The organism is Natrinema caseinilyticum (genome assembly GCF_024227435.1).
Taxonomy (GTDB): domain Archaea; phylum Halobacteriota; class Halobacteria; order Halobacteriales; family Natrialbaceae; genus Natrinema; species Natrinema caseinilyticum.
Window position 1 is genome coordinate 3,530,643 of the sequence record NZ_CP100445.1, and the last position, 23,466, is coordinate 3,554,108.

Below are 23,466 nucleotides of genomic sequence, written 5' to 3' on the forward strand. Positions count from 1 at the left end.
GTGTACCTATCAACGTGATCGTGCGTGTCGCGATCGCGCATCGTGGGACCATCATGTCAGAAACAGAGGATTTAACGAACGGACCGGAAGAGGGATGCGACGACGGCCTCGAGGTCACGGTCGGTATCGATCGACTCGAGGCGTTTCTCACGGCGGACGACCCGGAGGTCAGGGAGTACGCGGCCGAGACGCTGGCGGCCGAGGCCGCGGAGCGGCCGGCCGACGTTCGGTCGGCGGTGTCGGCGCTGACCGACCGCCTCGAGGACGATCCGGCGATCAGATCGCACGCCGTTTCGGCACTGTCTGCAGTCGCGGCAGTCTACCCCGAAGAGACCCGGGACGGCGTGCCGTCGCTGACCGATCGACTGGCGGGTCCGTCGGCCGTTCGGATCGACGCTGCGGACACGCTCGCATCGATCGCCGCTGTCGAGCCCACAGCCGTCGCCGACGCGGCACCGGTGCTCGCCTCTCACGTCACGGACGAGGAGGATCGCGTCCGGGTCCGCGTGACGGACGCGCTCGCGGCTATCGCGGCGGCCGATCCCGAGCGAATGTTCCCACGTATCGACGACGTCGCTGCGGCGCTCGACGACGAAACCGCCGCGGTCCGCGAAAACGCTGCGGCGATTCTGGCAACCGTCGCAGCCCACGACCCCGATGCCGTCCGCGACACGACGGCTCGACTCGCCGAGCGTCTCGAGGACGAGCGGACCGTCAGAGAGCACGTTGCGCGGGCGCTCCGCCTGATCGCGGCGGAGCGACCCGACGCAGTAGCGCCGTCCGTCGAACGCGTGTCTGCGGGGCTCGCGGACGAGCGTGAGCGGGTCCGTGTCGACGTCGCGCGGGCGCTCGCTGCCGTCGCGGCCGAGCGTTCCGACGCCGCCACCGCGATCGTCAACGACCTGGCCGCGAGCCTCGACGACGAGGCCGACGTCCGTCGAGAGACGATCCGAGCGCTTCGCGATGTCGCGGATGCCGACCCCGATGCGGTCGTTCCGGCCGTGGACGCACTCGTCGAGCGAGTCGACGATCCACTCGAGGAGGTTCGGACGAACGCCGCCGCGACGCTCGCGACGCTTTCTGCGGATCGACCTGACGCAGTCGAACCCGCGGTCGATCCGCTCGCCCGCCGGCTGGCTCGCGACGAGCCGGCAGTCCGGAGCCACGGGGTCGCGGCCATCGCTGCCGTCGCGGACGCGACCCCCGAAGCCGTCGAGCCCGTCGTCGGGGATCTCGCCGTGGTCCTCGACGACGAGAACGATGCCGTTCGGCTCGAAGCAGCCCGTTCGATCGCGGCTGTCTCGGATACCGGTCCCGATCCGATCCGTCCGATCGTGTCGGAACTCGCTCGGAGAATCGACGATCCGCACGAACCGGTTCGCTATCGAGCGGCCGACGCGCTGAGCGCCATCGCACTCGCCGAACCGGTCGACGGGGTCGACGTCCAGGCGCTCGTCGACCGACTCGAGTCGGACGACGAGTGGAGCAGCGGGCACGCCGCCCGCAAACTGGCGGAAATCGCCGAGGCGCGGACGGCCGACGGCCATCCGGCAGTTCGATCGTTGTGTCGGAGACTCGAGTCCGACACCGACGCGATTCGGCGGGCGGCCGCCCGTGATCTCGTTCCGATCGCAGCCGAGACGCAGCGGACGGCCCGCGAGACCGTTGCCCCGCTCGGCGACCGGCTCGCGGACGACGATGCGAGCGTCAGAAACAACGCGGCCCTCGCGCTCGCTCGAGTCGCCGAAACGTATCCCGACGTCGTGGAACCGGCGCTACCGGGGCTCTTCGGCGCACTCGACGATGCGGATCGAAGCGTGCGTACCACGGTTCGCGAGACGCTTTCGGCGGTCGCACCCGAATCGCAGGCGGACTGCCGGCCGACGGTCGCGCTGGCCGTCGAAAAGACCGCTGCCGACGAGCCGGCCGTACGGGCGGGCGCCTGCGAGGCACTCGGGATCCTCGAACTCGAGACCGGCGCCGAGACCGAGGCCGTCATCGACGCCCTGGCGACGGTGCTCGTCGAACCGCCGGTGGTGGTTCGAAGCGCGGCCCTCGAAACGCTCGTCGCGTTGCTCGGGGCCGACGAGGAAACCGAGCCGACGCCCGTCGAGACGATCGACGGAATCCTGTCGACCGACGACGAGCGCGCAACGGCGGTTGCGACGGCGCTCGCCGATGTCGCACGAATGGACCCGGAACTGATCGCCGACGCGGCCACGCCGCTCGTCGAGCGATTACGAGCGGGAGACACCGGCCAGCGCCGAGCGATCGAACGCGCGCTCGCGACGGCCGCCGCGGAGACGAATCTGCGATCGGTCACGGCACTCCTGTGCGAGGACCTCGAGTCCGGTGCGGACGAGACGGCCGGGACGGGCGGCGCGGTCGGTCGGCGCTCGATCGCGCTCGAGATCGCTCGACTCGCGGCGGCGGTCCCCGACGACGCGGCGTCCGCCCGGGACCGGCTGATCGCCTTGCTGGCGGACGAGGACCAGTCGGTCCGCGGGGGTGCGGCGCTCGCACTCGGGACGCTCGTGATCTCCGGTCGGAGCGACGGTGCTGCACTGGAGGACGCCCTCGAAGACGTCGACGAACAGGTGTCCGATGCGGCGTCACTCGTCGGCGGCGGCCGGGCGCCGAGGCGCACCGACGAGATAGACGCCCGCCGTTCCGCTTTCGGACGTCGGATCGACGGCGACCCGCGAGCCGGCGGACTGGCCGTTCTCGCGCTTTCGGTCCTCGCCGACGAGTCCGAACGACTGCGTCCGTCCACCGTCTCGACTATCGCGACCGGCCTGACCGCCGACAGCCCGGCCGTTCGGGTCACGACCGGACGAACGCTCCTGACGATGGCGACCGACGATCCCCACGGGCTCGCCGAGGCGACCGACGAACTGCGCTCGGCGCTGTCGGATCCGGATGCGGACGTTCGAGCGACCGCCGGCCGCGCGCTCGCGGAAATCACAGAGGTCACCGGGGAACTCGAGGGTGACGCCGACGAGATCGTACCGGCGCTCCGCGCTCGACTGGCCGATCCCGACGGGAGAGTTCGAGAAGCCGCGGTTCGGACGCTCGCGGCTATCGAGGCCGTCGACTCGGTGTCCGCGGTTCGCCCGCTCGTCGACGACCCCGTCCCCCCCGTTTCGGGCGCGGCGGCGACCGCGAAGGAACGACTCGAACACGTCCGCGACCGCGAGGGGTCCGAGGACGCCGACTGGCCGATGGTTGGCGCGGGACCCGCGGCGACCGGTTCGGTCGGGACCGGCGAGACGCTCGGCAAGAGCCCGACGGCGCTGTGGAGCGTCGAGACGGACGGCACGGTCGTCGCTCCGCCGGCGCTGGTCGACGATACCGTCTTCGTTACGAGCGACGACGGCCGCGTCACCGCACTGGCGCTCGAGGACGGACGCGAGCGCTGGCAGTTCGAATCCGAGGCGCCGATCGGGACGGCGCCGGCCGTCGTCGACGATACCGTCTACGTCGCCGGTGAAACCGCGGTGTACGCGCTCGAGGCGGGATCGGGTGAGCGAACCTGGCGGTACGAAACTGATACGCTCGTTCGGTCGTCACCGGTCGTCGCCGGCGGGAACGTGTACGTGGGTGGCACGACGCTCCACACGATCGACGCGGAAACCGGCCAGCCGGTCTGGACGGCGGGTCTGGCCGGCCCGCTCGTCGGGATGGCCGTCGACGACGGCGTCGTCTACACCGTCTGTGAGGGGCGGGCGTCTGCACTCGCGTCCGAGGGTGGCCGCCGACGGTGGATGACGGCCCTCGACCGCAACGGGGAGGCGCTGACGAGGCCATCGGTCGCGAACGGGTGCGTCTACGTCGGCTGTGGCGGCTCGCTGCATGCGCTATCGGCCGCCGACGGTTCCCAACGCTTCCGATTCGATACCGGCGGCCCCCTCACTGCGTCGCTCGCAGTCGCAGACGGGCAGCTCCACGCCGCCAGCACGGACGGGAGCCTCTACGCGATCGAAACGAATACCGGCGCCGAGCGATGGCGCGTCGATGTTGGTGATCCGACGACCGGTCCGGTCGTCGTCGACGGGACCGTCTCGATCGCCACCGCTGACGGGATCGTCCACGGGCTGTCGGTCGCCGACGGTACCCGGCGATGGAACCTCGAGTCGATCGACACGGGGGATGCCCCGTCGCTCGTCGGCGCGAACGGACGGCTCTGTCTCGTCGGCCGGGATGGCATCGCCGTAATCGGAACCGAACAGCCGTCCTGGCGGGACTCGATCTCCGGTCTGTTCACTCGACTGTGACGAGACGGGCGTCGCGATCACGCCATACGACCGTCGCCGGGAGTCGACTTCTGTCTCGACGCGTCGGATAGAAGCGGTGGCCACGCGGAGCGTCGTCGCCGTGTCGGTGGTCTCGGACGCGTTGCCGGATCAACCGTCGGTGGTCGCGTTCGTGGTTGGAGACGCGCCCGCGTCGGTCTCGTTCGTGGCGTTCGACGTGCGTCGCTCGCTCGTCTCGATAACCGACTCGACTGCCGCGACGATGTCGTCGGAACGTACCACGCCGAGTTTTTCCCAGCGTTTCTCCCCCTGCCTGTCGATGACGATGGTCACCGGGAAGCCGGCGACGCCGTAGTTCGCCGCGAGCGACGACTGCGGGTCGTAGCCGACGGTCCAGTTGCCGCTGTGGTCCCGCCACCAGGTGCGAAGTTCGTCCGTCGGCATCATATCTTTAGACTGGTAAGTCGCCGACAGGACCGTCAGACCGTCCCCGTGCGTATCGACGAGCCGGGAGTGAGCCTCGGCGAGACGAGGCATCTGGCCCTGACACGTGCCACAGCCGGTGACGAAGAACATAACGACCGTCACGTCGCCGTTCGGAACCGCGACCGTCCCTGCCTCGCTGCCGCGAGCGTCTATCGTCTCGATTTCGACCGGCAACCCCGAGTCTCCGTCGCTCGAGGAGGCGGACCGTTCGTTTCCGAACGAGGGGACGCCGCCGAGAACGATGCCGGCCGCGCCGGCGAGGACGCCGAGGCTACCGACGCCGGCGATCAGTTCCCGTCGCCTCATCGGTCTCCCACCTCCCGGATGGAGCGTGTGCGATCGGAATCGCGAGTTCGGTCGCCGCTCTGACAGCCCACCATAGGGGGACTGTTGTCGCCCTAGATACAAAGGATTCACTGGTCTGCGAGTCGAAACCGCCGCGCGACCGGCGAGGCGACTCGAGTGCTCGGTCTCTCGAGCCACCGGTCTTCGGTTCGACCGCTGTGGCAGCCCGGGGACGCATTCGACGGTGCTGGCGACGATACCGGGAGCGCCGTTCGGTGTTCACACCCGACTCGAACGGATTGCTCGCTGTGACCACGTGTATATATTCAAATACGGAGTAATTAGATATAAGTTACCTCGGATAGAAGGAGAATACGGTTTCAGTCACGGGTGGTCGACGGGGATCGAAACGGTTCGAGTCCGGTCGACCCGTCTTCCGGGGCGAACCCGTTACCACGACCGCACGATTGAACGATGATGTCGAGCGACAACACGGCACCCACGATCACCGCCTACGCGGCGCCAGCCCGGGGTGGGGCTGATGTGTGAGTCACCCGATGCCGAGATGGTAGAATCGTCCGAGACCGCCGCGGAGGCGTCACTTCCGACCTGCCCTCGCTGTGGGGTTCGAGTGTCCCAGGTGACGATGCGCGGTCCGACGGAACAGGTCGCGACGCCGTGTGGCTGTTCGATCGCGCCGGGTTCGCTCGAGCGTTCGTGACTCCTCTTCGCCCGTCGGTCGTGGCACCGTTCCTCGCTGACACCCTCCACGAGATGCGGCCCACCGCGTTCAGCCCGCTCGTCGCGGCGCTTCTCACTCGCGAGTGTTACTCCGAGACCACTGCCTCGACGCGATCGATCTCGTCCTCGGTCAACCCGTATCGTTCGTAGACGAGTGCGTCGATTCGGCGGTCCGTCTCTTCGATTTGCTCCGTGAGGGCCGCCGCTCGATCCGTCGTCTCGAGGTAGCGCTCCAGACCGTCTCGAACGTCCTCGAGCGCGGGAAGGGTAAGCGCCCGAAGTCGGTCGACGAGGGAAATGGTTTTCGTGGCCGTCTTGCGGACGTTCGCGAAGCCACCGGCCTCGTCGACTGCGACGGGGACGAAGGCCTCGATCAGGTCCGCCTCGCACCGCTCGAGATCGGTGAGACGGAACGCGGGTATCGGGTCGGTCTCGGTGTAGCCCCACTGGTCGGTCTCACACTCCGACTCGCCCCCGGGAGCCACGGTCTCGGTCGCGTCCGCGGGTTTGTACCGGGCGGTCGCTTCGATCACGACCGTCCCGGCCGACCGGCGAGTCACGGTCGCGCGTCCGAGACGAAGCTGCGTCAGCTCCGTTGCCGTCCGGGAAAGCGGCGATTCGTCCGGCCCCGCCGGGCGTATCGACCCGATGCTCCAGAGGGGATCGCCCCATCGGTACTCCCCCAGATGCGCTTCGAGGTCGAGCGTCAGCGTCCCTCGCGTTCGGGTCGCCTCGATGCGCTGGGTCACGAGAGCCGCGAATTCGGGGCCCGTCGGAACGGCGATCGGATAGGACTCGAACGTCGACTGGTTGATTTGGGGGAAGACGGACCGATATGCGGCGTGGGTCATCTCGTGATAGTACTCCAGCAGGGACGAATTGAGGACGCCGAGGATGTGCCGAAGGTCCGTTTCGGAATCGTCCGCGGCGATGTTGTACACCGACTTGATCGTCACCCGGGATTCGGTATCGAGCGCACCCGTCGGCGCTGCTGCGGTCTGTCGGAAAACGAGCTTCGGGCTTCGATACTGTTCGCGGTCCTTGTCGATCTCCGTCGGCGAGATGTACCGGGTTTCCGCGGCGTCGAATCCGTACGGTTCGATGGCCGAGCCGGGAACGATCGCTTCCGACTCGTTCTGTCCGGGTGCGTCGGACAGCACGTCGGCCCGTTTGCTGATCTCCTCCCCTCGCGAGATCGAAACGCGTTCTCCGAGTTTCGGATGGGACGCCAGTTTCTGCAGGATCGATCGCGTGGGTCGGTTCAGGTGTAACAGGAACCGATGCTCGTCCTGTTCCCGAAAGACCGACTGCGGAATCTCGTCGTACTCGACCGATCCGACGGCCCTGGGACCATCGGTCGACGCACACTTGACCGCACCCTCGCCAGCTCCGGTTACGAGGACCGCAACCCCGTTCTCGACGGTGTCGAACGCCGTCCCCAGGTGAAGGACGAACGCGATGTTCGTGCGGTCGAGCAGATACCGGCGAACGTGTGCGTTCTGTTCTCGAGTCAGTATCGCATCGGGAACGACGATTCCGATTCGACCGTCTGCGGCGAGACGGACGAACTGTTCGGTGAAAGCGACGTACAGATCGAACTGCTGTCTCGTCGACTCGTACTCGGTTTCGAGATACGCACGGAGCGACCGGTCCATGGTCGCGCTGATGGCGCCCCGGCCCGCCGTCGCGACCCACGGCGGATTGCCGATCACCGCGTCGAACCCGGCGTGGTCTCGTCGTCGCCCGTTCTCGTCGAGAACGACGTCGGGAAACTCGAGGTCCCAGTGAAAGAACCCCTCCGCCTCGCTCGCCGACTGCGCCCGCCTGAACCAGTCCGTCGTCCGCAAATCGGCCCACGCATCCTCGTCCTCGATCGCTCGGACCACCCGCTCGCACGCGTCGTCGGGGACCTCGCGGTCGAACCGTGCCGCGGTGGCAACGTTCGCCAGTGCGACCAGTCGCCGGAAGCGCGGTTCGGTCCGGTTCCACTCGTCGACGTCCGCCGTCGACGCCAGATCCGTGAGCGTCTCGGTCGAGAGCCGCTCGGTTATCGTCGAACCGACCAGCGAATTGCCCACCGCGAGATGGTGGTCGAGAGCGGGGGCCGCCCCGTCGGCCGCGGCCGTCTCGAGCCACAGCGTCAGCTTCGCCACCTCGACGGCCATTTCGTTCCTGTCGACGCCGTAGATGCACTGCGAAACGATCGCACGGCGAACTCGCCCTTCGTCGACTGTCGTCGGTCCGTTCGTCCTCCGTGCCTCGGCCATCACCTGGGCCGTGAGATACGCCGTGGCCCGCGTGAGGAAGTGGCCGCTCCCCATCGCGGGATCCAGAATCGAGACGTCGGTCACCGCGCGGACGAACGCGTCCACGTATTCGTCCGTTCCCGGCTCGAGGCCGCCCGACGAGAGGTCGTCTCTGATCTCGTCGAGTAACGGCCCGACGGTCTTCTCGACGACGTCGCTCACGACAGCGTCCGGCGTGTAGTAGGTTCCCGACGTCTTTCGGTCGCCGTCGTCGGTGACGACGTACAAGCCACCGCTGTCTACGGTCTCGATCGTCTCGCTCGCCGTCACCTCGGTTGCCGGTTTCCAGACCGTCTCACCGTCAGCGGGAACGCCGGCGTACTCGGTCGGCGCGATCCGAAACTGCTGCTCGAGCAACGCTTCGTAGCCGTTTCCGAGGTGACGCGTCTCGAGATCTGCGTATTCGATCGGAACGTACCGTCCATCGTCCGTTTCGGTCGTCGAGAGCCGGTAGAGCGCTTCCGCGAGGTATCGATCGCCGACCGCGTTTGCGGCCAGCAACTCGTGTGCCGATCGGTCGAACAGCCCGCCGTCGGTCCCGGGTAGACCGAGGTGCTCGTTTCGGTCGTCGATCCACCGAAACAGCGTCTCGAGTCGCCCCCACAACGCCGTCGAACGCGCGTCGTAGCGTTCGTCGAACCCGTCGCCGCTCGTGCCGATCTCGTCGTACACCTCGAGTCGGATCGCCTCGAGACCGAGCGGCGCGTCGTCCATCCGTGTGCCGTCGGGATCTGCGGGTCGGACGAGCCCTCGGGACTCCGCGTAGCAAACGATCAGCAACCGGTAGAGCAGGACGAGTGACTGGGTTTTCAGTTCCTCGAGTCGCTCGTCGTCGCTCGGATCGACGTCGAGGTCGTTCGTCTCGACGAAGCCGCGACCGAGGAGCCTCAGTACAGCGAACCCGGTCTCTTCGAGGTCCGCGCCGAGTTCGCGGACGACCGCTTCGCTCTCCGCCCGGACCGAATCGAGACCCGACCTGCCCGCGGACTCGCGGAACGCGGCCGCACGGAAGAGAGCGTAAAAATATTTGAAGTCCTCGCTGTCGTCGCGCTCGAGCAGGTTCGGCAGATCGATCTCGTAGCAGGCCTGCGCCTCGTCCGTGTCGATCCCGTCGCTCCGGGTCTCCCTGGCGTCGGTTCCCCCGCCGTGAGTCTCGTCAGTGTCGACCCCGTCGTCCCAGATTTCGGAGGGGTCTGTCCCGTCGGTTCGAGTCTCGTCGTCTGCCCGATCGGGTGGCGTGTCGACCTCGCTTGCACGGTACAACCGCCACGTTCGCCCGTTCGTGAGGATTCCCCATCCGATCGTCTCCGGCGTGCGCTCGAGAACGCGGGCGATCCGGTCGGACGCGGTTCGGTCGATCGGTCGGTCGCCGACCGGCGTCGTGGCGTCGTCGTCTCGGCGACAGATCGCGACGATTCCGAGCGCGTGCTCGGACGGATCGGTCCGGTCGTCGGCGTCCGAGAGCGGTTTCTGACTCTCCCGTCCGGCCGGGGTATCAGCCAACAGGAGGACGTCGACGGCGCCGGTATCGTCGGGTGCCGTCATCCAGTGAGTCGACCCGAACCCGAGGACGTCGAGTACCTCCCGGACGCGGTCTCCGGTCGCGAACGGGTCGTCGGAGACGGGATCAGATTCGCCGTCGAACAGCCCTCGCAGCCGCTCCATCGCATCGGCCGCCGCCTCGTCGCAGTCCCACGCCGGTCGGTTCTGGATCCGCTCGTCGAGATAGTACCTCGCAAAGAGCGTCGAACGAGCGTACGGACGATCCGACGGCGCTGCCTCCCTCATAGATACACTGTGTCTCGAATCGTCGGCGTAAGAAACCACTGGTCGATACGACCCCGTCCGGCGATTCCACCGAAGGCAATACGCTTTTTACGGCTGCACGCTCACTCGAGAGCGAGACCGTGTCTTCCCTCGTTGGTACCACGCTTGCCGGCGCGATCTTCGGGCTCGCCCTCGCGGCGCCGCCGGGACCGATGAACGCGATCATCGCCGAGGAAAGCGTCGTTCGCGGGTGGTCGGCCGGGTTCCGCGCCGGGTTCGGCGTGATGCTCGCGGACGCGCTGTTCTTCGTCCTGACGCTGGCCGGCGTCGTCGCCGTCATCGATCGCAATCCCGTCGTTCGGCCCGCGCTCTACCTCGCCGGCGGCTGTCTCATGCTGTACTTCGCGATCGGCGCGATCGACGAGGCCAGGTCCGCGTCGTCGTTTACCGACGCCGGTCGGGTCGCCGCGTCTGGCTTTCGAAAAACGTTCGCGCTCTCGCTGACCAATCCCTACCAGATCGGCTTCTGGCTCACCGTCGGCGTCGGTCTGCTTGAGCCGGGAACCCTCGACGTCCTCGCGGCCGTGCCGGTCGCCGGGCACGCGCTCGAGGGTGCGTTCGTCGTCCAGACCGGTTCGCCGGCGCTGTTGGCCGGCTTGTTCGGTGGTGTGACCTGCTGGATCGTGGTCTTTCCGGCAACGCTCGCTGCCGCCGGCCGTCGCATCGACGCGTTTGCACCGGCCGTGGCCGCACTGAGCGCCGTGGTCCTCGTGGGATTCGGACTGCTCTTTCTGGTCGTGGGGACGCTCCGGATCGTCTGATCGGATGCGAACGACACGGCGGCCGTCGAGGAGTCGATTTCACGGCGAGTACCGTCGGTCGAACGGTCGTCCCCGAAACCGGGGTGGCGAAAAGGAGCGTTACACAGGCGATCGCGAGGGCGATTTCGGCCGTTCGGCACAGCGTGCCCGTTACCCTCGTCTCGAAACGACACCAGCACGAACGCACCGGCCGGACCACCCGAACGACGACGGCTCACGACGCGGCGACTCGAGCGAGGAGCGGCCGCCTCGGCACCGAACGCGGCGAGGACGGCTGGTGAGGTGGATCGAGAGCCGACGGGATTACTCGCCCAGGGCGGCGATCTCGTCCTCGAGCCACTCGCTGAACCACTTGACGCGTTTTAGCCGCTGGTGGCCGATGCTCTCGGCAGTGTCGCTTTGCACGCGCGAGGCTGCGTCGTACCCCCGTTCGAGGACACGTTCGACCATCTCGTCGGCGTCCATGTGGGTCCGCGCCTCGTACCCCATCCGAAGCAACATCAGGGCGGTGCCGTTCGCTCCGATCTTGTCGAGCAAGTCCGCTTCGATGAGACACTGGGTCTCCAGGGCGAGGTCGGTCAGGTCGCCCTGATAGGAGTGGTGTTCGACGGCGTGACACACCTGCTGGACGAACGATTCCGGATAGTCACCGCGCGACTCGAGGTACTCGCGGGCGACGCGAGCGCCGGCCTCGGCGTGGAGCTCCTGGTCGGTCTCGAGTTTGGCGACGTCGTGGAAGAGAGCGGCGACGCGGGTGACGTCGACGTCCGCGCCCTCCTTTTCGGCGATTTCGGTCGCGAGCTCGACCACGTTGAGGATGTGGTTGTGCCGGTACTCGGCGGAGTGCCAGGGGTACCAGCGCATGCGACCGCCCTCGTCTTCCTTTTCGACGCTAGCTGCGAGATATTCGAAGACGAAGCCCTTCATCGCCTCGAATTCGGCATCCGTCACACCGGTTTCTTTTATTTCAACTCCCACGATAGATCCCTCCGCAGCAGACGAACGATAGTCATTACTGGAATGTTCGGTCGTTCCGTTCTTTAGCCTTTGGTTCGACACGATTTCACAGAGTGGGAACCCGACAGCGTCCGTGATATTCCGCCGGTGACACCGTGTGCTGATGCGCTACTGACCGATACCGATGTCCCAGCTCGGGCGCCCGCTCTCGGCGTCACCGAAGTCCCCGAACGAGCGAGCCCAGAAGCGCCGCACCCGGCGGAATCACGACGCTGACGGCGATCACCTGCCCCATCTCGAGGTAGGTGTCGAGGACGCCGACCATCGCGAGCCACGCCGTGAAGGCGACCACGGACACCAGGCCGAATCCGAGACCGACGAGCAGGCCGCGCCGAATCGTCGGCTGTACCAGGGAGACGATCGCGCCCCCGAGAACGAACCCGGCCCAGTGGACCCACGCGAACACGAGTCCGACGACGACGCCACCGGCCGTCGTCAGCCGACGACGGCGACCGTCCCCTCGAGTTTCCTCGAGCCACGCGCCGATCGACCTCATCCGTCGCCCTCCGTGAATTCGACGGCGGTGGTGGCGGTCTTCGGTGTCGAAAGCGGGATCGGCTTGTACTCCCCGTCGGCCCACCGCTTCAGTTGGTCGGCGTAGTGCTCGGAGAACGGCGAGCCGTCGTTGCCGCCCGGGAACGACCCCTGGGACGGGCTCGCGTCCTCCAGCGGGCAAATTTGGCGCCAGCTACTCCCGACGTCGCTCTCGGCGCGGAAGTTGTCGAGCGAGGCCGCCGATCCGTCCGTGGGATACCGTGGATAGTTCAGCCACTCTCGATCGAAGGGGTGGTCGATCGCCGTCGTGTTGTAGTCGCCGTAGGTCTCCCACCCGTTCTCCTCGAGTTCGGCGGCGGTTCGGTCGAGGGCCTCGGCGATCGCGGCGCCGCGACCGTCGGGGAACCACGCCGAGTCCGGCGGGAGCGTGACGAGGACCCAGTCGTTGCCGTAGTACTCGTCGGGGTCGCGGCGATCGTCCAGTTCCGCCGCCAGTCGCGGCCGGAAGACCACGTCGCGATAGTGTGCGAGAAATCGTGCGAAGACGAGGGCGGCCCGCGAGTCTCGATCCATTCGGTACTCCCAGTCCTCGAGTTCCGCGAGCAGGTCGTCGGCCGCCCCGTCGACGGAACCGCGGCCGTCGTCGATCATCGTCGGGACGAACATCGCCGCCCGCTCGTCGTGGGTGTCGCGCTGGAGGGTGCGCATAAACTCGGGCGTAACCGGCTGCTCGCTCTCGACGCGACTATCCAGCCGATTCCAGAGCCGGATTCCCCGGAACGGGGCGGAATAGGCCTCGGCGAAGTAATGCGGGTAGTCGGCGTCGTCGACGATTCGTTGATTCGCCGTCCCGATGTACTCGGGGTCGACGGCGTGGGGCATCTCTTCGTAGGGAATGAACTCGTCCCAGTCGGACTCGCCGTACGGAACGAACCCCGGCCACTCCCCCTCCCGACTGGAACCGTCGAACACTCGGGTTCCGGAGACGGGCTCGTCGTCCGTGTATCGGATCGGAACCTTCCCGGTGACCCGATAGAGCGTGTTGCCGTCGCGGTCGGCGTACACGAAATTCTGGGTCGGCAGATCGAACCGTCGAAGCGCATCCTGTACGTCGTCGATGCCGGCGCTTCGCGCGAGTTCGAGGATCGCCTCGCTCGTTCTGGTGGCCGTCAACCCGACCCAGGAGACCGCGACCTGCGTCCGAAGGTCGTCCCTGTCGCTCTCGGTTTCGAGAACGGGCCCGTGGACGGTCTTTCTGACGGTGACCTCGCGGTCGCGTCCGCCCGCGACTTCGATAGTCCGGCGCTCGTCGTCGAACTCGCGGTACTCCTCACCGTACCGGTATCGGCCGTCGCGCGTCTCGTACTCGTAAAAGTCGATCGTATCGGCGCCGGCGTTCGTGAGCCCCCACGCGCCGGACTCGTTTTCGCCGATGACGACGAAGGGGATGCCGGGGAACGTGACACCCCTGGTGTGTGTTTCGGGACCCTCGAGGTGCATCTCGTACCAGACCGGCGGTGCCATCAGCGGCAGGTGCGGGTCGTTCGCCAGAATCGGCGATCCCGAGCGGGTGTGCTCGCCCGAGACGACCCACGAGTTCGAGCCGACGCTGGGCGGAGACTCGAAGGCCGAAACCCACGCCGTCAGCTCGGGGTCGATTCGACGCCGGCCGATGGATGGGGCCGTCCGTTCGTTCTCGGCCGCGTCGTCGCCGTGGCCGAGAATCGTCGCATCGTGGTCGAGCCGGTCGGGAAACAGCGTCTCGGCGGTGTCCGGCCCCATCTCGGCCGCGACGGTCTCCTTGCGGAGCGTCCGGAAGCTGCCCGTCAGTCCCCAGGAGATCTGTACGGAGGCGAGTACCGTGTCCACGGGCCGCCAGGGGTCGGGCTCGTATTCCAGGAGGTCGAACTCCTGTGGAAGGGACCGGTCGAGATGTCGGTTGACGCCCGCGGCGAACGCCTCCGCGAGTCGGCCGGATTCGCTGTCCCGGAGACGGTCCCGGCTGGCGGCCGCCGCGCCGGCGAAGTCCATCTTCACGTGGAATCGATCGGAGGGGAGCGCGCGGTCACCGACGATGGCCGAGAGCTGGCCGCGCATCTGCCGGCGCTGGAGGTCCATCTGGAACAGACGGTCGGCGCCCTGGGCGTAGCCGGCGGCGAAGTAGAGCGCTTCCTCGGAGTCGGCACTGACGTGCGGGACGCCGTCGTCGTCGTAGCTGAGCGTCGCCGACCCGTACGGGGAGGCCACCTGCGACGGAAGGTCGTCGGAGGCCGTATCCCAGACCGAGCCGCTAAACGGCGCGAACCGATCGAGATAGCTCCGCATCGGTGTGGCGGCCGCGCCTACCACGCCGACACCGAGAACGCCACGTCGCGTCCGTTCTCGAGGTGTAAACTGTTCCTCGATTGTTTGTTTAGCATCTCGATCCATGACACGTGGTTACGTCGGTCGGTCAAAACAGTTGTGGTCAGCCAACAGTACGCACGGTCGCCGAAAATCGAGACGACGGCCGGATCTCCACGAGTCATCGCCCCGGCCGTCGCTCCCGGCGGCCCGCATCGAACCGCGACTGGAAGGCCACACCCGGACTGGACGGTCGCCGTCCTCAGGGGGCTCGGACGTCGGGTTGTAACCGGCCGCTACCCACCACCAAGATGACGGTTTCGTGGTGGGGCCTGTCTGCAACTAACTTCCGTTAAAGTCAAACAGTCGGCTCGGGAAGAGGAGCGTATGAGCAGCGAACAGGAAGCGGAGTCGATTCGGTGTCTCGTCGCCAAAGTCGGTCTCGACGGCCACGACCGCGGTGCCCACGTCATCGCACGCGCGTTTCGCGATGCCGGCTTCGAGGTCATCTACTCCGGATTGCACAAGTCCCCCGACGAAATCGTCCAGGCAGCGGTGCAAGAAGACGTCGACGTTCTCGGCATCTCCATCCTCTCCGGGGCCCACGACACGCTCGTCCCGAAGATCATGGACGGGTTAGAAGAGTACGGCGCCAAAGACGACACGCTCGTGCTGGCGGGTGGGGTCATTCCCGACGAGGACCGCGATGGGCTCACCGAAGAGGGCGTCGCGGCCATTTTCGGTCCCGGGACCTCGGTCGAAGAGACCATCGAATTCGTTCGCGAGAACGCCCCGCAGCGATGAGCATGGACTCGGACGACGAATCGCTGCTCGAGGCGCTGTTAGCGGGGGAACACCGCGCGCTCGCCAGAGTAATCTCGAAGATCGAGAACCGCTCGTCGGGCTATCGGGAGCTCGTCTCGGAACTCTACGCACACACGGGCAACGCGGACGTCATCGGAATCACGGGAAGCCCCGGTGCGGGAAAGTCGACGCTGGTGGATAAACTCGCCGAGGCCTACCGCGAGCGCGGCGAGACGGTCGGGATCATCGCGATCGATCCCTCCTCACCGTTTACGGGCGGGGCCGTTCTCGGCGACCGGATCCGGATGGCGTCTACGGTCGGCGACATGGACGTCTTCGTCCGCTCGATGAGCGCCCGCGGCACCCTCGGGGGGCTTTCGACGGCGACCGCGGACGCGGTCAAGGCGATGGACGCCTTCGGCAAGGACAAGATCATCATCGAAACCGTCGGCGCCGGCCAGAACGAAATCGACATCGTTCGGACTGCCGACAGCGTCGCCGTCCTCGTCCCACCCGGGTCGGGCGACGACATTCAAACGCTGAAAGCGGGCATCCTCGAGATCGCCGATATCTTCGTCGTCAACAAAGCCGACCGGGACGGCGCGGACCGGACCGTCCAGGAACTGCGTGAGATGGTCCACCTCGGCGAGGAAAGCGGGATCGCCGGCGGAGGCGGTGGTCACCACGGTGTCGACGCGACGGGCGGCGGTGTCGACTCGGGCGGGGCCGACGGGGTAGACGGCCCGGACGACGACTGGACACCGCCCATCGTCGAAACGGTCGCAACGACGGGGACCGGCGTCGACGAGTTCATCGATCAACTCGCGACCCACCGCGCGCACCTCGTCGACTCCGGCGCCCTCGCCGAGAAGGTACGCACGCGCTACGCCGAAGAGATCCGCACGCTGCTGCGCGAGGACGTCCACGCCATGCTCGAAGCCGAACTCGCCGAACGAGGCGGGGTCGACGACCTCGCCGAAGCCGTCCGTCGGGGCGAGACCGATCCCTATTCAATCGTGACCGACGTCCTCGAACCCGTCGAGGACTGTCTCGGGGACATAGAGACCGAGGCCGGCGCGGCCTCGAGAACGGAGTAGCGTCGGTCCGCACCCGGTCGTGCTGGGCCGTCGCGTGTGCCCCGACACGAAGATCGTCCGGGGGCACGGTCGTGGCTCGTCTCTCGTCGGACGATCGACGCTCCTTCGTTGCAGGTTCTGACCCTAATCCCGGGGTCTAAGGACGTTGCGGTCCTACGCTCGCACATGAACGCCCGAACAGTCCTCGGTGCAGCGCTCGGAACGGTCGGCGGCGCGATCGCCGGCAACCGTCTCCTGAAACGGCGTGCGGGAGGGCTCGAGAATCCGTTGCCCGGCATCGAGCGAACGTATCGCTGGCGCGGCATCGAGTCGACGTACACCGTCGCCGGCGACCCGAACGACCCGGATATGCTCCTGTTGCACGGAATCTACGCCGGGGCCAGCAGCAACGAGTTCGCGCTGATCTTCGAACGACTGGCCGAGAAATACCGCGTCTACGCGGTCGACCTTCCCGGGTTCGGCCGCTCCGAACGCCCGCCGCTCGTTTACTCCGCGTCACTCTACGCCGAATTCGTTCGGGATTTCGCGGCTCAAAACACCGCGGAGCCGATCGTCGTCGCCAGTTCGTTGACCGGTGCGTTCGCCGCAGAGGCCGCCGACGAACTCGACGCGCGGCGACTGGTGTTGATCTGTCCGACCGACGAGACGGGCGACGAGCGACCGTGGGTCCGCACCCTCCTGCGAACGCCGATCGTGGGAACGACGCTGTACAACGCGCTCGCGAGTAAACCGGCGATCCGACACTTCTACGACCGCGACGGCTACTACGACTCCGATCGGATCGATTCGGACGAGGTCCAGTACGCCTGGGACAGCGCTCACCAGCCCGGCGCGCGCTACGCCACCGCCTCGTTCGCCGCCGGCACCCTCGATCCCGACTTCGACCTGGCGACGGAACTGGCCGCCCTCGAGACGCCGACCACCTTGATCTGGGGTCGGGACGCCGAGCTCGTCCCGCTCCGGGAGGGTCGGAACGTGGCCGAAGCGGCCGACCTCGATCTCGTCGTCATCGACTACGCTACGCAGCTTCCACACGCCGAACATCCGGACCGGTTCGTCGAGTACCTGAGCGCGGAGGTGCCGCGCGCGGACGTCGACGAGTAGCTCGCCGTCCGCCCGACGCGTTCGAGCGAGCTCACTTCTGTACGGTCTCGAGTGCCTTCGGCGAGACCGCAGCCGCTGATTCGGACTCGTCGCCCATTCCCGTCGTCACTACGAGGCGCATTCCGCGTCGGACGCTCATATCGATCTCGTGGACCTGGTCTTCCGGAAGCAACACCAGCCGCCCGGCAGTCGGGTTCGGACTGTTCGGCAGGAAGACGTTGTAGACGTCCCGCCCGGCCACCTCCTCGACCGGTGCCGGGCTCGCGCCAGTGACGAGGCCGATCATGTAGACGCCTTCGCGTGGGTATTCGACCAGGACGACGCTCTCGTAGCCGGTCTTTCGCTCGACGAGCGAATCCGCGACCTGGCGCACGCTCGAGTAGATCGTGCTCACGAGCGGCACGACGTTGATGAGTCGGCCGATGTTGCCGAACAGGTGCCGGCCGACGCTCTGGCGGGTGAGAAAGCCGAGGATTACGATCCCCGTGACGATCAGGACGACGGCGAGAAACTGGGCGGCGACCTCCACGTTCCCCGTATACCGTGCGAGTCCCGCGGCGCGGGCGACCGGCGTGACGAATTGTAGCGACCAGTTGACGAGGAACCGGAGAACGTACAGCGTGACGGCCAGCGGTGCGACCAGTATCAGTCCCGCGACGAAGCTACTCTTGATAGCTTCCGTGAGTTTCATAGCGACTTTGAAATCGCTCGGGTGAAATATCCGTCGCCGATGCGACGCGTGATCGGGCCCAACTGATCGAGAAAGAAACCGTAGTGTGCCGTGGCGTGGGCGCGTTAGACCGGCCGAAGCCCGAGGACGCGCTCGCCGGTCGTTTCGGAGACCGTGACCTGGATTTCGACGTCGAGGCCCGTTTCGACGGCCGAGAGATCGACGTCCACGACCTGCCCGGTGACGCGAACGGGCCCGAAGTCCGCGACGGCCGTCGCGTACGGCGCGTCGTCCTCGAACGCCGGCGTCGGGACGTACGTAACGTTGAACGTTTCGATCACACCGGTTTCGGGCATCTCGACCTCCGAGAGCTCGAGCGAGCCACAGTCCGGGCAGACCCGACGAGGCGGCAGGGAGCCGTGGCCGTTTTCGCACTCGAGGTAGTACGCCCCGTCCTCTTCGGCGGCTGCGAGCCACTCGTCGAAGCCGGCGTCGTCGACAGTCTCGGAGTCGCTCATTGGTCCATCACCTCCAGGACGTGAACCGTCGCACTCGCGACCGTGCCACCCGCGTTGTGGGCGAGACCGGTCGTCGCGTCGGGGACGTGATCGCTGTTGGGGTGGGTGCCGGCCAGGAGCTTCGTTACCTCGGCGATCTGGGAGGCGCCGGTCGCGCCGACCGGGTGTCCCTTCGCCTTCAGGCCGCCCGAGAGATTGACCGGCGTGTCGCCGTCGGCGGTCGTCCGCCCGTCGCGAGCCGCGGAGATACCTTCCCCGATCGGCTCTACGTCCAGCGCCTCGAGTGCGAGCACTTCGGCGATCGTAAAGCAGTCGTGGACCTCCGCGAGGTCGACGTCGCTCGCATCGATACCAGCATCGGCGTAGGCTTCCTCGCCGGCACGGCGTGCGGCGGGCGAGCGCGCGAGGTGCTCGCGGTCGTGCAGTGCCATCCGATCACCGCCCTGTCCGGTGCCGGTGATCGCGACCGGTGCATCGAGGTCGTGGTCCGCGGCGTACTCCTCGCTGGTGAGGACGAGCGCCGCGGCGCCGTCGGAGATCGGACAGGCGTCGTAGAGGCCGAGCGGTTCCGAAACCGGTGGCGCCTCGAGGACGTCCGAGACCTCGATCGCGCGCTGGTACTGGGCCTTGTCGTTGGTGAGAGCGTTCGCGTGGTTCTTGACGGCGATGTGGGCGAGGTCTTCGTGTTCGCCGCCGAACTCGTCGAAGTAGGCCTGTGCCATCAGCGCGTACGCGCCGGGGAACGTCATCCCGGCGCGCACCTCCCAGAGGTCGTCCGCGGCGATCGCGAGCGCCTCGGTCGCACCCGCCGTACCGAGGTTGTTCATCCGCTCTGCACCGCCGACGAGGAGGACGTCGTTCTCGCCGGTACGGATCCGTTTGACGGCCTCTCGAACGGCGGTGCCGGCCGAGGCACACGCGGATTCGTAGCGGGTCGCGGGCGCTCGGACGCCCGCCGCTTCGGCCATCAGCGGCCCCTGATGACCCTGGTGTTCGGAGAGCTCGCCCATGAAGTTCCCGTAGAGGACGGCCTCGACGTCGTCGCGAGGAACGGTGCTGTCCTCGAAGGCGTCGACGGTGGCCTCCGCGAAGAGGTCTCGACTGGTCCGTTCGGGCGTGTTCCCGAACGGCGTTAGCCCTGTGCCTGCGACTCGTACGTTACTCATGTACACACACGTAGTGGACGAGACCGTTAATACTCCGCGGTTAACGATTTCATTCTACGCCAATTGATAGTTCGTGACTTTCGATACGTACCGGTTTTCGTGACGGTCGAGCGGCTGCGCCCTCGAGTCTCCGTTCGCGGTAAGAGGACCGTTCTTACCGCGGTCTTATGTGATCCCGCGCCCGACACGGAGATATGACAGCCATTCCGTTCGATCTGGATCTGCTGGCGGAACTGACAGAGGTGGGTGGGGTCCCAGGGTACGAAGACCGCGTTCGCGAGATCGTCGTCAGGGAACTCGAGGGGACCGTCGACCGCCTTCGCACGGATGCGATGGGTAACGTCGTCGGAACGATCGAGGGGGACGGCGACTGTTCGGTCGCCGTTGCCGCACACATGGACGAGGTCGGGTTCATGGTCAGACACGTTCGCGGCGACGAGGACGGCTTCGGGTTCGTCGAACTCGACGCCCTCGGCGGCTGGGATGCACGGGTCCTCAAAGCCCAGCGCGTGACGATACACGCGTCCGACGAAGATATCCCGGCCGTCATCGGCTCACCGCCACCGCACACGCTGGATACGGACGATCGCGACGAGACGCCGGAAGTGAAAGACGTCGTCGTCGACCCGGGCCTTCCCTTCGAGGAACTGACGACGCGCGTCGCTCCCGGCGACCTCGTCACGCTGGTCCAATCCACCGAACGCGTCGGCGAAACGATAACCGGGAAGGCCCTGGACGATCGGGTCTGCCTGTTCGCCATGCTCGAGGCGGCCCGCCGCGTGACAGATCCTGCAGTGACGATTCACTTCTGTGCCACCGTCCAGGAGGAAGTCGGGCTTCGCGGGGCGCACGCGCTCGGCGTCGACATCGACCCCGACCTCGCACTCGCATTGGACGTCACCGTCGCGAACGACATCCCCGGGTTCGAGGACGGCGAACAGGTCACCGAACTCGGCGGCGGCACGGCGATCAAGCTCAAGGACTCGAGCGTCATCACGAACCCGAAGCTCCACGGTCGCCTTCGGTCGATCGCCGAGACCGAGGACATCGACTATCAACTCGAGATTCTCCCGTCGGGCGGCACCGACACCGCAGGCTTCCAACAAACTGCCGGCGCGAAACCCGTCGGTGCGATATCCGTTCCGACGCGATACCTCCACACCGTAACGGAGACCGCTCACGTCGACGATATCAGGGCGACGGTCGACCTGCTCGAGGCCTTTCTCGAGACCGAAGACGGGACCTACGACTACACTTTGTGAGCGGTCTCCGAACCGCTCCCCCGACACCTCTCGAATTCCCGTCTCGAGCGTCTTCGGATCGGTTCAGAGAACGCGACGAACGCCGTAGTCGATCGGGGGGGCGTACGGGTCCGATCTCAGAACGCGAGCGCGTCGACGAGGATCGCGACCAGCACCGCACCGAGGAAGGCGTTCGAGGCGTGAAACGACCGGAACGCGGCCGTTTCGGTCTGTTCGAAGTGGAGTCGCACGGCGGCCCAGAGGAAGATTCCGCCGAAGAGAACGACCGTTCCGGCGTACAGGGCACCGAGTTCGGTGATCCACGCCAGTGCGATCGTGCTCACGAGCGTCGCGGCGATGTAGTAGAGGATGTGTTTCCGGGTGACGGTCTCGCCGCGGACGACCGGCATCATGGGGAAGCCGCCGCGTGCGTAATCCTCGCCGTAGGCCAGCGCGAGATTGTAGAAGTGCGCCGGCGTCCACAGGAAGATGACACCCGCGAGCGCGAGTCCCGGCCACCCGATCTCGTTCGTGACCGCGGCCCAGCCGATGAGCGCGGGGAGCGCGCCCGCTGCGCCGCCGATGACCGTGTTCTGAACCGTGTTCGGCTTGAGGAGGAGCGTGTAGACGACGCTATAGAACAGGATCGCCGAAAGCCCCAGCGCCGCGGCCAGGCGGTTGATCGTCAGAAACGCGCCAAGCGACGCCGCGGTCAGTACGACCCCGAACGCGAGCGCGTTCCGAACCGGAATCAGGTCGACCGCCAGCGGTCGATCGGCGGTGCGGGACATCTTCTGGTCGACGTCGCGCTCGAGGACGTGATTGAACGTTCCGCTCGCGCCGATCGCGAGGACGCCGCCGCCGAGCGTCGCGACGATCGTGGAACTCTCGAGACCGGGACCGGCGGCAAGTGCCATTCCCGCGGCGGCGACGAGACAGAGCAGCCACATCAGCCGCGGTTTCATCATCTGGAAGTAGGCGAAAACGGTCAGCCTGGCACGGTGCAGTCGGCTCGACGGGAGCGACCGTTCGGCCGCGGTCGGGACGTCGGCTTCGAGCGGTTCCGGCGAATCGATGGCGTCGTCCTCGCTGCCGGTCGCGAGCTCGAGGTCCCAGGCGAGGGCGAGGACGATCGCCGTGAAGATGACGAGTCCGAGCGCGAGGTGTAAACCGGGGAGGATCGCGGCGGGGCCGATCGTGGCGGTGACGGCTCCGACACCGATCTGGACCACGTAGAGGCCTGCGGCGACGGCGAGGGCCGTCCGAACGCGACTCGACGCGTCGCCGAGAAGTCCGGCGATCGCCGCCCCGGCGACGAGGAATCCGACCACGACGGCCGTGAGCCGGTGGGTCCACGCGATCGCGAGTTCGGTCTGGTTCAACGGGTCCACGGGTGTGTGACAGGTGGGCCACGTCGAACACGAGGCGGCCGCGTTCGTCAGCGAAGTCGTCGCGCCGACGATCAACAGTAGATAGACGCCCAGCGCGGTCGCTGCGAGCAGTGCGGAGAACCGCCGGCGGGTACCGATCGGGCGGGGAAAGGACTCAGTTGCCACGGCTTGTCTCGTCTACACCGTTCGACTCCGCGTATTTATGGCTCCCGCTTCTTCCCGCTTTCGGGGACTCTCAGTCGGAAGAAAACGATCTTCGAGGGACGACAACACCCCCGGCAGTGGGCTCGAGTCTCGGCTTCCGTCCTCGCTACCGGAACCCGTTCGAGCACGGTTCGAGAGCAGACGGAGCGAGTCCCGTTGCGAGTCTGTCCGCTACTCGAGAGGCAACCGAAGAGCAATTGTGCCGGTCCGCGTACCCGCTTCCGTGCCCGACGAGACCCACGGCTCCGCGTCTGCGGTCGACGACCGTGTTCCAGCGGCGGCCGGTGCGAAACCCGCGTTCGACGTACACGGCGACGAACCGCCCGTTCGCTGCCCGTACTGCGGTCGACCGTTTCGGCGGGATCGATACGAATCGCTCCACCGCGGTCTCGAACACTCCGAGCGACTCTCCGTTCGGGAGCGTGCCGCGTACGATCGCGCTCGCGGCGAGGAAAATCCAGCGGTTCGCCGCGTTCGACTCGAGGCGCTCGGCGTCCTCGTTCTCCTGTACTTCGGGCTGTTGATCGTGGCCGCGTTCGTCGTCTGAGACAGCGCACTCTCGAGAGGCCCCTGCGAGAGACGGTCCGGCTTCCCACGGCCGGACGGCGTCGCCTCGACGACGAACCCGAATCGCTCGCCAACTTCGGACCGCGGGGCCTGATACGTGTGCGGTTTCCGACCGGACCTGTCCGGGACCCGTACGTGCTCGAGGGCGTCGCAACGGTCCGATCCCGGCGGACACGGCTTCGACGTCTCC

The 23,466-nt window shown here is 66.9% G+C and carries 17 protein-coding genes; 8 read left to right on the top strand and 9 right to left on the bottom strand.

Annotation, left to right across the window (positions count from 1 at the left end):
* Positions 1 to 53 precede the first annotated feature (53 nt).
* A complete protein-coding gene (locus NJT13_RS17385) occupies positions 54 to 4,274 on the top strand; it encodes an outer membrane protein assembly factor BamB family protein (RefSeq protein ID WP_254522991.1) in 4,221 nt (1,406 codons plus the stop codon).
* A gap of 129 nt (positions 4,275 to 4,403) precedes the next feature.
* Here NJT13_RS17385 and NJT13_RS17390 read toward each other — a convergent pair whose 3' ends face one another.
* Positions 4,404 to 5,045 carry a TlpA family protein disulfide reductase gene (locus NJT13_RS17390; RefSeq protein ID WP_254522993.1) on the bottom strand — a complete coding sequence of 214 codons (642 nt, stop codon included), beginning with the start codon at positions 5,043 to 5,045 and terminating at the stop codon, positions 4,404 to 4,406.
* 520 nt (positions 5,046 to 5,565) lie between these two features.
* Here NJT13_RS17390 and NJT13_RS17395 point away from each other — a divergent pair.
* Positions 5,566 to 5,745 carry a hypothetical protein gene (locus tag NJT13_RS17395; protein ID WP_254522995.1) on the top strand — a complete coding sequence of 60 codons (180 nt, stop codon included), beginning with the start codon at positions 5,566 to 5,568 and terminating at the stop codon, positions 5,743 to 5,745.
* A gap of 106 nt (positions 5,746 to 5,851) precedes the next feature.
* Here NJT13_RS17395 and NJT13_RS17400 read toward each other — a convergent pair whose 3' ends face one another.
* Positions 5,852 to 9,859: an Eco57I restriction-modification methylase domain-containing protein gene (locus NJT13_RS17400; RefSeq protein WP_254522997.1), complete on the bottom strand. Its 4,008-nt coding sequence runs from the start codon at positions 9,857 to 9,859 to the stop codon at positions 5,852 to 5,854.
* 119 nt (positions 9,860 to 9,978) lie between these two features.
* Here NJT13_RS17400 and NJT13_RS17405 point away from each other — a divergent pair, with 119 nt between their 5' ends.
* A complete protein-coding gene (locus NJT13_RS17405; protein WP_254523000.1) occupies positions 9,979 to 10,659 on the top strand; it encodes a LysE family translocator in 681 nt (226 codons plus the stop codon).
* 303 nt (positions 10,660 to 10,962) lie between these two features.
* Here the strand turns inward: NJT13_RS17405 and NJT13_RS17410 are convergent, their stop codons facing one another.
* The 3 genes from NJT13_RS17410 to NJT13_RS17420 form a co-directional block, all read right to left on the bottom strand.
* Positions 10,963 to 11,637 carry an HD domain-containing protein gene (locus tag NJT13_RS17410; RefSeq protein WP_254523003.1) on the bottom strand — a complete coding sequence of 225 codons (675 nt, stop codon included), beginning with the start codon at positions 11,635 to 11,637 and terminating at the stop codon, positions 10,963 to 10,965.
* A 193-nt stretch (positions 11,638 to 11,830) separates the two neighbouring features.
* The gene (locus NJT13_RS17415; protein WP_254523004.1) at positions 11,831 to 12,172 is read right to left on the bottom strand and encodes a hypothetical protein; all 342 of its coding nucleotides are present in this window, start codon (positions 12,170 to 12,172) and stop codon (positions 11,831 to 11,833) included.
* On the bottom strand, positions 12,169 to 14,601 hold the full coding sequence (locus NJT13_RS17420; protein WP_254523007.1) for a penicillin acylase family protein: 2,433 nt from the start codon (positions 14,599 to 14,601) through the stop codon (positions 12,169 to 12,171). Before NJT13_RS17420 ends, NJT13_RS17415 begins: the two co-directional genes overlap by 4 nt.
* A gap of 300 nt (positions 14,602 to 14,901) precedes the next feature.
* Between NJT13_RS17420 and NJT13_RS17425 the strand changes: the two genes are divergently transcribed.
* The 3 genes from NJT13_RS17425 (at position 14,902) to NJT13_RS17435 (ending at position 17,519) form a co-directional block, all read left to right on the top strand.
* Positions 14,902 to 15,318, top strand: a complete 417-nt coding sequence (locus NJT13_RS17425) for a cobalamin B12-binding domain-containing protein (RefSeq protein ID WP_254523009.1) — start codon at positions 14,902 to 14,904, stop codon at positions 15,316 to 15,318.
* 2 nt (positions 15,319 to 15,320) lie between these two features.
* A complete protein-coding gene (gene meaB, locus NJT13_RS17430; protein ID WP_254525480.1) occupies positions 15,321 to 16,415 on the top strand; it encodes a methylmalonyl Co-A mutase-associated GTPase MeaB in 1,095 nt (364 codons plus the stop codon).
* A gap of 165 nt (positions 16,416 to 16,580) precedes the next feature.
* Entirely contained in the window at positions 16,581 to 17,519 is a 939-nt protein-coding gene (locus NJT13_RS17435) for an alpha/beta fold hydrolase (protein ID WP_254523012.1), read from the top strand.
* 31 nt (positions 17,520 to 17,550) lie between these two features.
* Here NJT13_RS17435 and NJT13_RS17440 read toward each other — a convergent pair whose 3' ends face one another.
* The 3 genes from NJT13_RS17440 to NJT13_RS17450 all read right to left on the bottom strand — a co-directional run bounded on the left by NJT13_RS17440 (position 17,551) and on the right by NJT13_RS17450 (position 19,873).
* Positions 17,551 to 18,210, bottom strand: a complete 660-nt coding sequence (locus NJT13_RS17440; RefSeq protein WP_254523013.1) for a DUF502 domain-containing protein — start codon at positions 18,208 to 18,210, stop codon at positions 17,551 to 17,553.
* 104 nt (positions 18,211 to 18,314) lie between these two features.
* Positions 18,315 to 18,707 carry a Zn-ribbon domain-containing OB-fold protein gene (locus NJT13_RS17445; protein ID WP_254523014.1) on the bottom strand — a complete coding sequence of 131 codons (393 nt, stop codon included), beginning with the start codon at positions 18,705 to 18,707 and terminating at the stop codon, positions 18,315 to 18,317.
* Positions 18,704 to 19,873 carry a thiolase C-terminal domain-containing protein gene (locus NJT13_RS17450; RefSeq protein WP_254523015.1) on the bottom strand — a complete coding sequence of 390 codons (1,170 nt, stop codon included), beginning with the start codon at positions 19,871 to 19,873 and terminating at the stop codon, positions 18,704 to 18,706. The genes NJT13_RS17445 and NJT13_RS17450 overlap by 4 nt, the downstream gene beginning before the upstream one ends.
* A gap of 194 nt (positions 19,874 to 20,067) precedes the next feature.
* Between NJT13_RS17450 and NJT13_RS17455 the strand changes: the two genes are divergently transcribed.
* A complete protein-coding gene (locus NJT13_RS17455) occupies positions 20,068 to 21,135 on the top strand; it encodes a M42 family metallopeptidase (RefSeq protein ID WP_254523016.1) in 1,068 nt (355 codons plus the stop codon).
* Between the two features lie 116 nt (positions 21,136 to 21,251).
* Here NJT13_RS17455 and NJT13_RS17460 read toward each other — a convergent pair whose 3' ends face one another.
* Positions 21,252 to 22,670: a heme o synthase gene (locus tag NJT13_RS17460; protein ID WP_254523017.1), complete on the bottom strand. Its 1,419-nt coding sequence runs from the start codon at positions 22,668 to 22,670 to the stop codon at positions 21,252 to 21,254.
* A gap of 262 nt (positions 22,671 to 22,932) precedes the next feature.
* Here NJT13_RS17460 and NJT13_RS17465 point away from each other — a divergent pair, with 262 nt between their 5' ends.
* Complete coding sequence (locus NJT13_RS17465) at positions 22,933 to 23,256, top strand: DUF7410 domain-containing protein (RefSeq protein ID WP_254523018.1); 324 nt, start codon at positions 22,933 to 22,935, stop codon at positions 23,254 to 23,256.
* The last annotated feature ends 210 nt before the right edge of the window (positions 23,257 to 23,466 follow it).